This is a genomic window from Enterobacter sp. ENT02 (genome assembly GCF_019219165.1).
Taxonomy (GTDB): Bacteria; Pseudomonadota; Gammaproteobacteria; order Enterobacterales; family Enterobacteriaceae; genus Enterobacter; species Enterobacter mori.
This window is the reverse complement of record NZ_JAHUWD010000001.1, coordinates 215,181-229,569: the sequence shown is the minus strand read 5'-3', so window position 1 is coordinate 229,569 and position 14,389 is coordinate 215,181. Positions and strand designations below refer to the sequence as shown.

The 14,389-nt window shown below is 58.6% G+C and carries 11 protein-coding genes; 2 read left to right on the top strand and 9 right to left on the bottom strand.

Annotated features, from left to right (window positions below):
* Positions 1 to 46 precede the first annotated feature (46 nt).
* Positions 47 to 496 (top strand): hypothetical protein, encoded by a 450-nt coding sequence (locus tag KW829_RS00965; protein WP_010431448.1) that lies wholly within the window; start codon positions 47 to 49, stop codon positions 494 to 496.
* An 85-nt stretch (positions 497 to 581) separates the two neighbouring features.
* On the opposite strand, the gene narI is transcribed toward KW829_RS00965, so the two are convergent.
* The 6 genes from narI to KW829_RS00935 form a co-directional block, all read right to left on the bottom strand.
* A complete protein-coding gene (narI, locus tag KW829_RS00960) occupies positions 582 to 1,262 on the bottom strand; it encodes a respiratory nitrate reductase subunit gamma (protein ID WP_100166583.1) in 681 nt (226 codons plus the stop codon).
* Positions 1,259 to 1,954 carry a nitrate reductase molybdenum cofactor assembly chaperone gene (narW, locus tag KW829_RS00955; protein ID WP_010431443.1) on the bottom strand — a complete coding sequence of 232 codons (696 nt, stop codon included), beginning with the start codon at positions 1,952 to 1,954 and terminating at the stop codon, positions 1,259 to 1,261. Before narW ends, narI begins: the two co-directional genes overlap by 4 nt.
* Positions 1,954 to 3,498: a nitrate reductase subunit beta gene (narH, locus tag KW829_RS00950; protein ID WP_218307421.1), complete on the bottom strand. Its 1,545-nt coding sequence runs from the start codon at positions 3,496 to 3,498 to the stop codon at positions 1,954 to 1,956. The genes narW and narH overlap by 1 nt, the downstream gene beginning before the upstream one ends.
* The gene (locus KW829_RS00945) at positions 3,495 to 7,235 is read right to left on the bottom strand and encodes a nitrate reductase subunit alpha (protein ID WP_218307420.1); all 3,741 of its coding nucleotides are present in this window, start codon (positions 7,233 to 7,235) and stop codon (positions 3,495 to 3,497) included. Before KW829_RS00945 ends, narH begins: the two co-directional genes overlap by 4 nt.
* A gap of 27 nt (positions 7,236 to 7,262) precedes the next feature.
* A complete protein-coding gene (locus KW829_RS00940) occupies positions 7,263 to 8,651 on the bottom strand; it encodes a NarK family nitrate/nitrite MFS transporter (RefSeq protein ID WP_218307419.1) in 1,389 nt (462 codons plus the stop codon).
* A gap of 209 nt (positions 8,652 to 8,860) precedes the next feature.
* Positions 8,861 to 9,436: a TetR family transcriptional regulator gene (locus KW829_RS00935; RefSeq protein ID WP_218307418.1), complete on the bottom strand. Its 576-nt coding sequence runs from the start codon at positions 9,434 to 9,436 to the stop codon at positions 8,861 to 8,863.
* Positions 9,437 to 9,553: 117 nt separating this feature from the next.
* On the opposite strand from KW829_RS00935, the gene KW829_RS00930 reads away from it, so the two are divergent.
* Positions 9,554 to 11,041, top strand: coding sequence for an MFS transporter (locus KW829_RS00930; RefSeq protein ID WP_010431424.1), 1,488 nt, complete (start codon positions 9,554 to 9,556; stop codon positions 11,039 to 11,041).
* A gap of 450 nt (positions 11,042 to 11,491) precedes the next feature.
* Here the strand turns inward: KW829_RS00930 and KW829_RS00925 are convergent, their stop codons facing one another.
* From KW829_RS00925 to KW829_RS00915, 3 genes are read right to left on the bottom strand one after another with little or no spacing between them, the layout of a single operon-like run.
* Complete coding sequence (locus KW829_RS00925) at positions 11,492 to 12,718, bottom strand: Zn-dependent hydrolase (protein WP_010431421.1); 1,227 nt, start codon at positions 12,716 to 12,718, stop codon at positions 11,492 to 11,494.
* Complete coding sequence (locus tag KW829_RS00920) at positions 12,715 to 13,197, bottom strand: L-2-amino-thiazoline-4-carboxylic acid hydrolase (RefSeq protein WP_046889613.1); 483 nt, start codon at positions 13,195 to 13,197, stop codon at positions 12,715 to 12,717. The genes KW829_RS00925 and KW829_RS00920 overlap by 4 nt, the downstream gene beginning before the upstream one ends.
* A gap of 18 nt (positions 13,198 to 13,215) precedes the next feature.
* Entirely contained in the window at positions 13,216 to 14,373 is a 1,158-nt protein-coding gene (locus KW829_RS00915) for a branched-chain amino acid ABC transporter substrate-binding protein (RefSeq protein WP_218307417.1), read from the bottom strand.
* Between the last annotated feature and the right edge of the window lie 16 nt (positions 14,374 to 14,389).

Sequence of the window (14,389 nt, the reverse complement as noted above, 5' to 3'; positions counted from 1 at the left end):
CCGGGCCTACAGCCCACGCGGCGGCATTACTCGAAGGCATGTTGATATGGAAATCGTATTACGAAATAAATTCAGTTCATTGGGAATGTTTTTGGGGGGAATTGCACTCATTCTCTCAATCGTTCAGTTTTCATTCGGACCGTTTTCTCCAAAGCCGGCAGCGCTTGAGGTTATTGTTGCTGAGAAAGTTTCGGCTGTAAAACAAGGGGTAATTGCGGGGTTAAAGGGAGAGCGTCCTGCTGCCCGAACAGAAAAAACGACGGTTGATATCGACAGCATTATTCTTAACGCCGGGATTATACTCGCTGTTGTGGCACTGGGACTTTCGTTCATCGGAGGAATGTGCAAGGAGAGCCGTTGGGGTATCTCTGGGGCACTTCTATTCTCAGGGCTAACGCTGACCTTTCATGCTGTGCTGCTTGCGTTCGGGCTGATCGTCGCAGTGTTGTTGCTGTTATTTATTCTCTCTCTGGTAACCGGAGGTTCCGTAGGCTGATTATAGCCCGGTGGCGGCTACGCTTTACCGGGCCAGGAGGAACCTGAACGTAGGTCGGGTAAGGCGTAGCCGCCACCCGACAAAATCAACGACGCGATCTCACCACCTGATACCGACGGGTAAAATACTCAAACGGCGCGCTCCACACGTGCACCAGACGGGTGAACGGGAAGATCAGGAAGATCGTCATCCCGAGCACCAGATGAACGCGGAAGATCGGCGCCACGCCGCTCAGCATTTCTGATGAGCCTCCCTTAAACGTCACGATCCCCTGCGCCCAGCCGACCAGCTTCATCATCTCACTCCCGTCAGGATATTGTGCGGAGAAGGGGATGGTGGTCAGGCCCAGGATGCACTGGATCAGCAAAATACTCATGATGATGATATCCGGCGTGGTGGACGTGGCGCGCACGCGCTGATTGAACAGGCGGCGGTAAAGCAGCATAGAACCGCCAATCAGCGTCAATACGCCACAAACCCCACCCGCCATCATGGCCAACTGCTGTTTAACCGCGACGGGTAAAAACCAGGCGTACATCCAGTGCGGGGTTAACATGCCGAACAGGTGTCCGAAGAAAATCCCCAGGATCCCGATATGAAACAGGTTCGAGCCCCAGTTCATGCCGCGTTTGCTGAGCATCTGGCTCGACGAGGCGCGCCAGGTGTACTGCCCGTAGTCGTAGCGCAACCAGCTGCCGAGGAAAAAGACGGTGGCGCAGATGTAGGGGTAAATGTCATAGAAAAACACGTTCAGGTAGTGTGTCATTTTGGGCCTCCGGCGCTGACGTCCACGTACTGCGGCGCGACGTCCTGGCTAAAGCGTCGTTGATATTGCTGCATCGGCGAGCTGTCGCACGATGTGGCGTTGTCTTCGATAAACTTGACCTGTTCCTCTTCCCAGACGGCGTCCAGCGCCTGGCGGGAATCATCCCGTTTTTCACTGGACACCTGTGTCGCCACGCTGTCGCTGGAAAGCCGCGTACCCGCCAGCGCCAGCAGGGCGTCAAATAGCTGGTAATGCGCCACGCCGCGCTGCTTCAGACGTCCCCCAATCAGCGCCAGGATCGGCGCGACGTTTTGTAATCCTTCGCGAGCTTCATCGTCGGTGACGATGCTGAGGTATTCCAGGTAGAGCGGCAGGTAATCCGGCAGCTCACGACAGTCGAGCTGCAGCCCGGCTTTCTCGTACTGGCTCATCAGGTCGACCATCGCCTGACCGCGATCGCGGGACTCAGCGTGAACGTGCTCGAACAGCAGCAGCGACGTTGCGCGACCGCGCTCAAAAACCTCGCACCACTCGGCCTGTTTATCCAGCAGCGGGGCGTTCAGATGCTGCCGGGTAAACGGCAGCAGCGTGGGCGCGTCCTGCTCAATCAACGAAAACGCTTCATCACGGCTATCCCATAGGGTTTCATCGGGATATTCGATCAGCAGCGCGATGATTTTGAGGATTTGCATTATTCTCCCTCCCCGTGTTCGCGCACCTCGGTGATGTTAATCGCGTCAATGCGGCTGCTGTTGAAGAGGTTGAATTTGGTGTCGGAGCCGTGGCAGCCGTCGCCAAAGGTGAAGCCGCAGCCGTTTTTCTCCGAGAAGGCGTCGCGCGCCATTTCACGGTGGCTGGTCGGGATCACGAAGCGATCTTCGTAATTGGCAATGGCCAGATAACGATACATCTCTTCAACCTGCGCTTCGGTCAGGCCCACTTCTTCAATGGCGCGGGTATCGGTCACGCCTTCCACGGTCTGGGAACGTTTGTAATGGCGCATCGCCATCATGCGCTTCAGGGCGCGCAGCACCGGGCCGGTATCGCCCGCGCTGAGCATGTTCGCCAGATACTGCACCGGAATGCGCAGGCTTTCAACGGCAGGCAGGACACCGTCGCTCTGCGGCAGGCCGCCCGCATCAGCGTAGGACTGAATCGGTGACAGCGGCGGCACGTACCAGACCATCGGCAGGGTGCGGTACTCCGGATGTAGCGGCAGGGCCAGCTTCCAGTCCATCGCCATTTTATAGACCGGCGAGCGCTGGGCGGCGTCAATCACGTTCTGCGGAATACCCTGTTTCAGTGCTTCTTCAATCACGGCCGGGTCGTTTGGATTCAGGAACACGTCGCACTGGCGCTCGTACAGATCGGTTTCATGCTCGGTGCTGGCCGCCTCTTCAATGCGGTCCGCGTCATACAGCAGCACGCCGAGATAGCGGATGCGCCCGACGCAGGTTTCCGAGCAGACGGTCGGCTGGCCGGATTCAATGCGCGGATAGCAGAAGATGCATTTTTCTGATTTGCCGCTTTTCCAGTTGAAGTAGATTTTCTTGTACGGACAGCCGCTGATGCACAGACGCCAGCCGCGGCATTTATCCTGGTCGATCAGCACAATGCCGTCCTCTTCACGCTTGTAAATCGCGCCGCTCGGGCAGGTGGCGGCACAACTGGGGTTCAGGCAGTGCTCGCACAGGCGCGGCAGGTACATCATGAAGGTGTTTTCAAACTGGCCGTACATCTCTTTCTGGATCTTCTGGAAGTTGCGGTCGCGGGCGCGTTTTTCGAACTCGCCGCCCAGCAGCTCTTCCCAGTTGGGCCCCCAGACGATTTTGTCCATCCGCTTGCCGTCAATCAGCGAGCGCGGACGGGCGGTAGGGAGGTGATCGCCCTCCGGGGCGCGGTGCAGATCCTGATAGTCAAAGGTGAAGGGCTCGTAATAATCGTCAATCTGCGGCAGGACGGGGTTAGCGAAAATTTTCGACAGCACACCCATTTTGCCGCCGAGGCGCGGCGTTAGCTTGCCGGTAATGCCGCGGATCCAGCCGCCTTGCCACTCATCCTGATCTTCCCAGTTTTTCGGGTAGCCGATCCCCGGTTTGGTTTCGACGTTGTTAAACCACGCATACTCCATGCCTTCACGCCCGGTCCAGACGTTCTTACAGGTGACCGAGCAGGTGTGGCAGCCAATGCATTTATCGAGGTTCAGAACCATGCCAACCTGTGAGCGTATTTTCATTTTTTCGCCTCCTGTACCTGATCCCGACCTTCGCCATCCAGCCAGTTAATGTTTTTCATTTTGCGGATCATGATGAACTCGTCGCGGTTGGAGCCGACGGTGCCGTAATAGTTGAAGCTGTACGCCAGCTGCGCGTAACCGCCGATCATGTGCGTCGGTTTAGGGCAAACGCGGGTCACCGAGTTGTGGATCCCGCCGCGCCGTCCGGTCACCTCTGAACCCGGAATGTTCAGGATGCGCTCCTGGGCGTGGTACATCATGGTCATGCCCGGCGGCACGCGCTGGCTGACCACCGCGCGGGCGGTGAGGGCGCCGTTGGCGTTGAAGGCTTCGATCCAGTCGTTGTCCTCAATGCCCAGCTCGCGGGCGTCGGTTTCGCTGATCCAGACAATCGGCCCGCCGCGCGACAGGGTTTGCATCAGCAGGTTTTCGCTGTAGGTGGAGTGGATGCCCCATTTCTGGTGCGGCGTCAGGAAGTTCAGCGCTTTTTCCGGGAAGCCGTTTGGCGGGATCTCGCGCATATGGGTAACGCTTCGGGTATCAATCGGCGGACGGTAGGCCACCAGACTCTCTCCGAAGGCGCGCATCCACGCGTGGTCCTGATAAAGCTGCTGACGACCGGAAAGGGTACGCCACGGGATCAGCTCGTGCACATTGGTGTAGCCCGCATTGTAGGAGACATGCTCGCTCTCAAGTCCGGACCAGGTCGGGCTGGAGATGATTTTGCGCGGCTGCGCCTGGATATCGCGGAAGCGGATCTTCTCGTCTTCTTTGTTCAGCGCCAGATGGGTGTGATCGCGCCCGGTCAGTTCGCCGAGCGCTTCCCAGGCTTTCACCGCCACCTGACCGTTGGTTTCCGGTGCCAGAGCGAGGATCACCTCGGAGGCGTCAATAGCGGTTTCAATGCGCGGCCGGCCTTTCGCAGGGCCCTCGAGCTTGACGTAGTTCAGCTTGCCGAGGAAATCGACCTCGTTCTGCGTGTTCCATGAAATGCCTTTTCCGCCGTTGCCGAGCTTATCCATCAGCGGACCGAGAGAGGTGAAGCGTTCGTAGGTTTCCGGGTAGTTACGCTCGACGACCGCAATGTTCGGCGCGGTTTTGCCGGTGATCAGATCGCATTCGCCTTTGCGCCAGTCCTGAATATCAAATGGCTGGGAGAGCTCCGCCGGAGAGTCGTGCTGCAGCGGCTGCAGCACCACGTCGGTTTCGGTGCCCAGATGCCCGACGCAGACCTCGGAGAAGACTTTTGCGATGCCTTTATAGATTTCCCAGTCGCTGCGGGACTCCCACGCCGGGTCGACGGCGGCGGAGAGCGGATGAATAAACGGATGCATATCCGAAGTATTCATGTCGTCTTTTTCATACCAGGTGGCGGTGGGTAGAACGATGTCCGAGAACAGACAGGTGCTGGACATGCGGAAGTCAAGCGTGACCAGCAGGTCGAGCTTGCCCTCGATGGCGGCGGTCTGCCACTCCACCTCTTCAGGCTTCACGTCATCGGTAGAGCCGAGATCCTCGCCCTGAATGCCGCTCTCGGTGCCGAGCAGGTATTTCAGCATGTACTCGTGGCCTTTCCCGGACGAGCCGAGCAGGTTAGAGCGCCAGACGAACAGGTTGCGGGGATGGTTCTTACCGTTGTCGGGCTGCTCGCAGGCGAAACGCACGTCACCGGATTTGAGCCCCTGTACGGTGTACTCCTGCGGCGTCATGCCCGCCGCCTCCGCGCGGGCTTTAATGTGCAGCGGGTTAAGGTTGAGCTGCGGGGCCGACGGCAGCCAGCCCATACGCTCCGCGCGGACATTGAAGTCGATCAAGTGGCCAGTGAATTTCGAGGCGTCCGCCAGCGGGGAGAGTAACTCCTGCGCGGTCAGCTTCTCGTAGCGCCACTGGCTGGCGTGGTTGTAAAAGAAGGAAGTGCTGTTCATCTGGCGCGGCGGACGGTTCCAGTCCAGCGCGAAGGCCAGCGGCAGCCAGCCGGTTTGTGGGCGCAGCTTCTCCTGGCCGACATAGTGTGACCAGCCGCCGCCGCTCTGCCCGACGCAGCCGCAGAAGACCAGCATGTTGATCATCCCGCGGTAGTTCATGTCCATGTGGTACCAGTGGTTCACCCCGGCACCCAGAATGATCATCGAACGACCGTGCGTTTTGTGCGCCGTATCGGCAAACTCGCGGGCGATTTTTTCTATCAGATAAGCAGGCACGCCGGTAATCTGCTCGCCCCAGGCCGGGGTGTAGGCTTTGATTTCACCGTAGTGTGCTGCTGCGTTGTTGTCTTCCAGACCGCGATCGAGACCGTAGTTAGCCAGCACCAGATCGTAAACGCTGACCACCCGTTTCTCGCTGCCGTCGGCGAGCGTCAGGGTTTTGCTCGGCACGCGGCGCGTCAGCACTGGCTCCTGCTTCACGCTGCGGAAATGTGGATTTTCGTTGCCGCCAAAGTAGGGGAAGGCGACGTCGGCAACGCTGTCGTGGGTAACGAGCAAAGAAAGCGTCAGTTCGGTTTCGTGGCCCGCAGCCTGCGGCTCCAGATTCCATTTGCCTTTTTCTCCCCAGCGGAAACCAATCGATCCGTTTGGCACCACCAGGTTCCCGGCAATGTCAAAGGCGACGGTCTTCCATTCAGGGTTATTGGCTTCACCCAGCCCGTCGACAAGGTCCGAGGCGCGCAGCATTCGTCCCGGTACCTCGCGACCGTCTTCCTGCTCGTCGAGCAGCACCAGCATCGGCATGTCGGTATAGCGGCGACAATAGTTGAGGAAGTAGTCGCTGGGGTTATCGAGGTGAAACTCTTTGAGGATCACGTGGCCCATCGCCATCGCGAGGGCGCTGTCGGTGCCCTGTTTGGGGGCCAGCCACTGGTCGCTCAGCTTCGCGACCTCCGAGAAGTCCGGCGTGATGGCGACGGTTTTGGTGCCTTTGTAGCGCACCTCGGTGAAGAAGTGGGCGTCCGGGGTACGGGTCTGCGGCACGTTCGAGCCCCAGGCAATGATATAGCTGGAGTTGTACCAGTCGGCGGACTCCGGCACGTCGGTCTGTTCGCCCCAGGTCATCGGCGAAGCCGGAGGCAGGTCGCAGTACCAGTCATAGAAGCTCAGGCAGGTGCCGCCCAGCAGGGAAAGATAGCGCGTGCCGGCGGCGTAGGAGACCATTGACATTGCCGGGATAGGGGAGAAACCCGCCACGCGGTCCGGGCCATAATTTTTGATGGTCCAGACGTTGGCGGCGGCGATCAGCTGGTTCAGCTCTTTCCAGTTCGAGCGGATAAATCCGCCGTGTCCGCGCGCCTGCCGGTAGCTCTGCGCTTTTTGCGGATCGCTCTGGATGGCGTCCCAGGCCAGCACCGGATCGGTATGCTGCGCCAGCGCCTCGCGCCAGAGCTCAATTAACGTGCGGCGCACCAGCGGGTATTTGAGACGGTTGGCGCTGTAGAGATACCAGGAGTAGCTCGCCCCACGCGGACAGCCGCGCGGCTCGTGGTTGGGCAGGTCAGGGCGGGTGCGCGGATAGTCGGTCTGCTGGGTTTCCCAGGTCACCAGGCCGTTTTTGACGTAAATCTTCCAGCTGCAGGAGCCGGTACAGTTTACGCCATGGGTGGAGCGCACAATCTTGTCGAACTGCCAGCGCTGACGGTAGCTGTCCTCCCAGTCGCGGTTGGTGTGGTATACCTGCCCGTGCCCGTTGGCGAAGCTGTCCCCCTTTGTTTTGAAATAACGAAAGCGATCCAACAGTTTGCTCATGACATTTCTCCTGCTTCGGACGTGTAGTTATTCTTTTTTTGCGGATTTGCGGCCATACACCAGCCAGGTAACAAGCACGCAGACAATGTAAAACACGAGGAACACCTTCATGGCGCCGACCGGCGATCCGGTCATCGCCAGCGAGGTGCCAAAGGCTTTGGGAATGAAGAACCCGCCAACGGCGCCGATAGCGGAGATAAAGCCCAGCGCGGCGGCGGTCTCCGTCACCGCTTCGTGCTGCGCCTGCTCGTCCGTGCCGCCCTGCTTTTTGACGCGGTCGAGAGTGATTTGGCGGAAAATAATCGCGATCATCTGGAAGGTGGATCCGCTGCCCAGCCCGGCGGTGAGGAACAGTCCCATAAAGACCAGATAGAACGCGACAAAGCTGCCGGAGCCAGAGCCGGGCAGCGTCAGGAAGATCAGGGCGCTAAAGACGGCCATAAAGACGAAGTTAATCAGCGTGACCCGCACGCCGCCCAGTTTGTCAGAGATCATCCCGCCTGCTGAACGGGCCAGCGCACCGATAAGTGGACCAAAGAAGGCGAGGTGCAGGATGTTGACATCTGGAAACTGAGTTTTTGACAGCATGGCAAAACCCGCCGAGAAGCCGATAAACGAGCCGAAGGTCGCCAGATAGAGCAGGCTCAGCAGCCAGAGGTGAAAGCGCTTCAGCACCGGGAGCTGGCTGGCAATAGAAGCCTTAGAGCTGGCTATATCGTTCATGCCAAAAAAAGCCGCAAGGGTTGCCAGCAGCAGCAGCGGCGCCCAGATCCATGCTGCATTGGCCAGCCATATCGTCGAGCCATCTTCCTGCGGCACGCCGTGCACGCCGAGGAAAGTGAACATCGGCAGAAATATCACCAACGGTGCGACCAGCTGCATCACGCTGACGCCCAGGTTGCCGAGCCCGCCGTTAATGCCGAGCGCGCTACCCTGTTTTGCCTTGGGGAAGAAGAAGCTGATGTTGCCCATGCTGGAGGCAAAGTTGGCACCTGCAAAGCCGCAGAGCAGGGCAATCACGATAAAGACCCAGTAAGGCGTCGCGGTGGTCTGAATGGCAATTCCCAGCCAGACGCAGGGAATAATCAGGATGACGGTACTCAATACCGTCCAGTATCGTCCGCCAAATATGGGTACCATAAACGAATAGGGGACGCGCAATATCGCGCCGGAGAGAGAAGGTAATGCCGTTAGCATAAAAAGTTGATCGGTGGTGAAATTAAATCCGACTTTATTGAGATTGACCGCGATTGCGCTAAACAGCATCCATACGCAAAAGGCCAGCAGTAAACATGCCACCGAGATCCACAGATTTCTTTGCGCGATATGTTTGCCTTTATTCTCCCAAAATTGCGCGTTTTCAGGTTTCCAGTTTCTTAAAAGATGCGGGTTACTCTTTTCACTTTGTGGTGACATATCGCCCTCTTGCTTGCCATAATGGAGAGAAAAACGAAGTGAAAACAAAAAGATAAATAAGAGTGGGGACTAGAGTTTATTGGATGTTTTGGGATACATCTGAAAGGATAGATAAAAAAGCGAACCCCGGAGATTAGAATGGGATTAAGGGGGCGCTTAATGTGTTACTAATTGTAAAATGCACGAGAATTAATACTCCAGAAGGGGTATTAAAACAATTCCAGCGAAATGAGTTTATCGAGATGCTTATTAAAGGCCGCGTCGTCCATCTCCGGCATATTTAATATGTAAATGCCGTCCAGCCCGCACACCAGCCCTATCAAACGCCAGGCAATATTTTCTGCACGGTCAGTCAGCGTAAATTCGCTGGCGTCCGCCCCGGCACGAATAATGGCAACGGTCTCCTGGTGCCACATCTCCATTGTCAGTACGTAAGCGCCTTTTATTTCGGCATCCCGAATGGCCAGAATTTGGGCTTCACGCCACAGACGAATGTAGGGTTCAAACCTGCCGTCATCGCTGCCGAGCATGGCATGCAGCCGCTCGCGCCAGCTGGCGTTTTCGTCCAACGCGTCGGCATCCAGCAGCTCGCGGATCAGGCGAACAAAGGCCAGCGACTTTAGCTCTCCCCCGGAGGTGAAGTGATGGTGAACCTGTCCTGTCGCCACGCTGGCTTCTGCGGCAATACGGCGCACCGTCATGGCCGCCAGTCCTTCGGCGAGGGCCACGCGCATGGCGGCCTGTAGGATGGCTTCACGCCGCTCGTCCTTGCTCAGATAACGCATGTTTTTCTCACTCTCAATGGGGGCGAAACGAGTGTAACAAAAAGCTGGACATGCGTTCAACTTTACGTAGGATCGCATCCTGGACATGTGTCCATGTTTTAAAAGAAAAGGAAATTTATGTTTCGTCAGTGGTTAGCGTTAGTGATTATCGTGCTGGTGTATATCCCGGTGGCGATCGACGCGACGGTGCTGCACGTGGCGGCGCCGACATTGAGCATGACGCTGGGCGCCAGCGGCAATGAATTGCTGTGGATCATCGACATTTACTCGCTGGTGATGGCGGGAATGGTACTGCCAATGGGGGCGCTGGGTGACCGCATTGGTTTTAAACGATTGCTCATGATTGGCAGCACGCTGTTTGGCCTGTCGTCGCTGGCGGCAGCGTTTGCGCCTTCTGCGGGCTGGCTGATTGCGGCGCGCGCCTCGCTGGCAATAGGCGCAGCGATGATAATTCCGGCCACGCTTGCAGGGATCCGCACGCTGTTTGTCGACGCGAAGGATCGCAACATCGCGCTCGGCGTCTGGGCGGCCGTGGGATCAGGCGGGGCGGCGTTTGGTCCGCTGATTGGCGGTATGTTGCTGGAACACTTCTACTGGGGGTCAGTGTTTTTGATCAACGTGCCAATCGTGCTTATTGTTGTCACGCTTGCGGCGCGTTTTGTTCCCCGGCAGCAGGGGCGGCCTGAGCAGCCGTTGAACATTAGCCATGCGATCATGCTGATCGTGGCGATTTTACTGTTGGTCTACAGCGCCAAAACCGCGTTGAAAGGCGTGCTGTCGCCGTGGCTGGTGGCCTGTACGCTGCTGACTGGCGCGGTAATGCTGTTTATTTTCGTGCGCATTCAGCTCCGCGCCCGCGTGCCGATGATCGACATGCGCCTGTTTTGCCACCGCATCATTTTAAGCGGCGTGGTGATGGCGATGACGGCGATGATCGCGCTGGTGGGGTTTGAACTGCTGATGGCGCAGGAGCTGCAGTTTGTACATGGCTTCACGCCGTTTGAGGCGGGCATGTTTATGCTGCCGCTGATGGTGGCCAGCGGGTTTAGCGGCCCGATAGCGGGTGTACTGGTGGGACGTCTCGGTCTGCGTCTTGTGGCGGCAGGGGGGATGGGTCTGAGCGCGGTCAGTTTTATCGGCCTGTCGATGCTGGATTTCAGCACTCAGCAGCTGCTGGCGTCTGCCCTGATGGTTCTGCTCGGCTTTAGCGCGGCCAGCGCGCTGCTGGCCTCGACCTCTGCGATTATGGCCGCTGCGCCAAAAGAGAAAGCGGCTGCTGCAGGGGCGATTGAAACCATGTCCTACGAGCTGGGCGCGGGGCTGGGGATCGCCATTTTCGGCCTGCTGTTAACCCGCAGCTTCTCGGCGTCGATTGAGCTGCCGCAGGGGCTGAACCCGTCGCTTGCAGATAAAGCCTCGTCATCTATCGGTGAAGCGGTGAAGGTGGCGCAGGACCTGGCACCGTCACTGGCGGAGTCGGTGATTGAGGCGGCGAAAACGGCGTTTATCACCTCCCACAGCGTAGCGCTCGGCAGCGCGGGAGCGATGCTGCTGATGCTTGCGACAGGGATTTGGTTTAGCCTGGCGAAGGTGCCGAAGCCGTAAAACCCACCCGGTTTGTCCCCTCTCCCTGTGGGCTGATCCCCAGTAGTTTTTTAACCGGAAGCGATGAATGTTGTTTCAGGATAATTAATGACTTACAGCGACGACCTGGTCCGGCTGTAAATCGCTGAGGCGTTTGCATTCCGGCCGGGGCGAGGCGCAGGGATGCGCCGAGAGGGCGGGCTTTACATGGACGTTGCCTCCGCCCGTCCCCGACAAGCCGGAAGGAATAAGCCGAGGGCACCGCGAAGCGGCGATTTACCGCCGGGAGCCCGGGTCGCCAGGGTGGTGGCGACTGAGCCACCCTGGCACGTTCACCGGTCATGTCGTTACAGAGTAGCAAGGAACATAAAGTGAACGGAATGTCCACCAGAGCCGTATGTTCCCCCTCACCCCAGCCCTCTCCCTCAAGGGAGAGGGAGCCGTCCTTAGACCTGTGGGAGAGGTAATGGCTTAGATTTCCTGCGCGGCGGCCAACACGCTGTGCAACAGCACGTTGGCCCCTTTCTCTGACCACTCCGGCAGGATCCTTTCCGCTTCGTTATGGCTGATGCCTTTCTCGCAGGGGATAAAGATCATGCTGGCCGGGGCGATTTTGCTGACATAACAGGTGTCATGCCCGGCACCCGAAACCATCGGTTTAGACGAGTAGCCCAGCGCCGCCACGGCGCGTTCCGTGCGGGCCAGACACGCCGCGTTAAACGCAATCGGCGCGTAGTCAAAAATGCGCTCGACGTTAGCCGTCACGCCACGGGCGGCCAGGCTTTCCGCAGCCTGATGCAGCGCCACCTCCATCGCTTCCAGCGCATCCTGCTCCGGATGGCGGAACTCCACGCTACACACGACGCGAGACGGCACCACGTTTCGCGAGTTCGGTATGATCTCCGCCATGCCGATCGTTGCGCGACCGTCCGGCGCATGCCGATAACCAATCTCTTCCACCTTCAGCGCCAGCTCGGCAAACGCGGTTAACGCATCGCGTCGGCTGTGCATGGGCGTGGTGCCCGCATGCGCGGCGAAACCCTCCAGCGCGAGGGTAAACCAGCGCTGGCCCATGGCCGCACGCACCAGACCGATATCGATGGATTCATCTTCCAGAATCGGTCCCTGCTCAATGTGCAGTTCATAGCAGGCGTGGACCGGAAAAGCGCGGGCCGGGATTTCGCCGCGATAACCGATCGTCTCAAGCGCCTCGCGTACCGTTACTCGCTTGCTGTCCATCCGGGCGTAGGCAAAATCTTCCGAAAGCTGGCCTGCCCAAACGCCTGATGCGAGCATCGCCGGGGCAAAGCGCGCGCCTTCCTCGTTGGTCCAGTTCACCAGCACAATGTCGCGCTCGGTTTGTACGTTGTTATCGTTCAGCGTCCGCAGCAGCTCAAGTCCGGCCAGCACGCCATAAATACCATCGTAGTTGCCGCCGAGGGGTTGCGAATCGACGTGCGAGCCGGTCATCACCGGCGCAAGCGCTGGGTTTGTACCCGCGCGGCGAATAAACATATTGCCCATGCTGTCGACGTCGCAGGTGAGGCCCGCCTCCAGCGCCCAGTCGCGAAGCAGGTTACGCGCGATGCGATCCTCCTCGCTCAGGGCCAGACGGGTAACGCCACCGGCGGGAGTGCCGCCGATCTGCGCCATCATCTCCAGCGTTGTCCACAGACGCTCAGCGTTGACCCGAATCATGCCGTGTCCTTTTTACTGCGGTAGCGGAAGTCACAGCATGAGCCGCCCTGCATGATGGTGGTGGTGCGCGTCAGCTCCACGTCCGGCGCGTAGCCCACAATAAATTTCTCATCGCGCGCGCAGGAAAGCAGGTGACCGATTTCACCCAGCCCCATCTCGTGGTACATCTCGGCGTAGCGGCAGCGGGTCACGTTGTAGTTGTACTGCTGGTCGTCGGCGTCGATCACCTTAACCTCAAGGGCATTATCTTTCTCCCACAGATACTGCAGGGCGATAAAGCTCTTTACGTCCGCGCCGTCGGGCTCTTTGCTGGCAAACGCTTTGCCTGCGTCAATCGCGGCCTGCTCAATGGCCTCGCCAATGACCGCCTGTGCGCGGGTTTTTCCTATCTCCCGCACCAGGATTTCATAGATTGGCTTAATAATTTCTGCTTCAATTTTGCGGCGGGCGAGAATGCCCAGCTCATTATTATCACTCATCACATTGCCTCACTGCGGTTACTTGTCTTTCGCGCCGCCCAGCACGGTCTGCGGCTGCCACTTGCCGTCAACGACTTTGTAGACCGTGAACGACGGTGATTTCAGGTTGCCTTCTTTATCAAACGCGATCTGTCCGGTCACGCCCGAATAGCTGATGGCGCGCAGGGCAGGCAGATACTCGGTCGGATCGACGGAGTCGGCTTTTTCCATGGCCGCAACCAGCACGCGGGTGGCGTCATAGGCGAACGGGGCGTGCAGTTCAATATGCGTGTGGTAGCGCGCCTGGTAGGCCTGCTCAAACGCCTTACCGCCCGGCATTTTCTCAACCGGCAGTCCCGGTTCGAGGGCGACAACGCCTTCGCCTTCTTTCTGCGCCAGCTGAAGGAACGTCTGGCTGACGAAGCCGCCTGCGCCCATCAGCGTGGCGTTCATGCCCAGCTGTTTGATACGGCGCGCCAGCGGTGCAGCCTGGCTGTCGACGCCGCCAAAGAAGATCAGATCGGCGTTTTTGCTGCGAATGGCGGTCAGCACGGCGCTGAAGTCCACGGTTTTATCATCGACGTACTGACGGTCGACAATCTTCACGCCCTGAGCTTCCAGCGATTTGATAAATTCGTCCGCCAGACCCTGACCAAAGGCGGTACGGTCGTCGATCACCGCAATACGTTTGGCTTTCAGCGTATTGACCGCGTACTGACCAGCAAACTGTCCGCCGTCATCGTCATGGCCCATTACGCGGAAGCTGGTGTCGAAGCCCTGTTTGGTATAGGCGTGCCCGGTCGCTACCGGAGCCACCTGTGCGATGCCCGCATCGTGATAAACGCGCGCGGCAGGAATGCTGGTGCCGGTATTCCAGTGGCCAACTACGCCCGCCACGCCGCTGTCCACCAGACGTTGCGCCACGGCAACGGCGGTACGCGGGTCAGACTGATCGTCTTCGGACTGCAGTTTGAAAGTCACCGCTTTGCCGCCGATGGTCGGGTGCTGCTTGTTGATGTCGTCAATGGCCAGCTGCGCACCGTTTTCCAGATCTTTACCGATACGGGCAGACGGGCCGGTGAGTGGGCCCGCCAGGCCGATGGTCACGGTTTCGCTGCCAGCGGCCCACGCGGCCGTCGAGGCAAAACCGCTGAGGAGAATAGCGGCGCTGAGCACACTGATTTTTACTGTTTTCATTATATTTCCCTGATGT